Source organism: Pseudomonas sp. GM55 (genome assembly GCF_000282395.1).
In the GTDB taxonomy this organism is placed as follows: domain Bacteria; phylum Pseudomonadota; class Gammaproteobacteria; order Pseudomonadales; family Pseudomonadaceae; genus Aquipseudomonas; species Aquipseudomonas fluorescens_CC.
Genome location: NZ_AKJJ01000161.1, coordinates 1 through 1,192, shown reverse-complemented (window position 1 = coordinate 1,192; position 1,192 = coordinate 1). Strand labels below are relative to the sequence as shown.

Here is a 1,192-nt window from a genome sequence, read left to right as displayed (position 1 = left end):
GCCTGCAGGCCGCCCACCGCTGGAGAGTGGGTTGGCTCACAAGCCTGGTGAATGGTGGTCTTGCGGTATTTCAGCATGCCGCCACTGCGTTCATTGAGGTAGGCCGTGATCTCGCCAACAATGGCCAAGGCCACGCTCGCCGGGGTATCGCCCCCCAGATCCAGGCCGATCGGATAGTGAAGCCTGGGCAGACTTTCCGGCGAACGGGCCAAGGCGCCCATCTCATCGAGCAGTCGTTCTGTGCGCTCTCGAGGACCCAACTGCCCGACATAGGCGGGAGAACATTGCAAAACGTTTTCCAGCCAATGCCGATCCTGTCGGAAGCTGTGGGTCATGACCACCACCGCGGCACCGTCGACAGCGCTGGATAAATTAAAAGGCTCGTGGATAGGTGCAACAATGACCTGGCTTGCTCCATGGAACCGTTCCGGGCGAGCAAAGTGCGCACGCCCGTCCACCACCGTTACATGCCAGTTCAGATCCCTGGCGAACCGCACCAAAGGCTGGGCGTCATGCCCCGCGCCAAAGATCACCAATCGGCGCTGTGGCGCGATGTATTCGAGAAAGACCTCGACTTCATCGGCACCGCTTCCGTAAATCATCAACTGAGACTTTTTGCGCGCAAGGGTACTGCGCAAATCACCCTGCAGGGCGTGTTGAAGCGCTTGGCAGCGGATGCCCTCACACGCGTTCATGAAGGCGTTCAGTCCCATTCGAGCTCCGACTCGCACCCGGGCTGTTCGGCCCGCCGCTATAACTGTTGCCAGGGCTGCCGGTTGACCGGTGGCCCTCACCCGTTGCAGCACATCAAGCAACAGACTCTGCTTGCCGGCATCATGGCGCTCCAGGAGTACATGCACGGTACCGTTGCAGCCTAGGCCAAACGTCAGCGCCGCGTCTTCATCATCGGCGTCCTCCTCTTCCTGGGCTGCTGTGCTGTAACGACGAACCACTGCGCCACCGGACTCGGTCAACCACCAGGCCTTCCTGGCCAACTCCTGCTCCAGGCAACCGCCACTGATGGTCCCGACTGTCTGGCCAAACAGTGGAATCAGCATCCTGGCGCCAGGACGCCGATAGGCCGAGCCCTCGACCTTGACGACCGTGGCCAGCACCGCATCGATCTTTGCACTGCTGGCTTGATCCACTGCATCCAGCAAGGCGTACAAATCAGACATCGCCACTCTCCCGG

The 1,192-nt window shown here is 60.9% G+C and carries 1 protein-coding gene; it reads right to left on the bottom strand.

What is annotated here, in order from left to right; translation table 11 throughout:
• Nucleotides 1-1,178, bottom strand: a 1,178-nt coding sequence (locus PMI31_RS29380; protein ID WP_008023875.1) for an XdhC family protein, incomplete at its 3' end; no start/stop codon positions are given.
• Nucleotides 1,179-1,192: the final 14 nt, after the last annotated feature.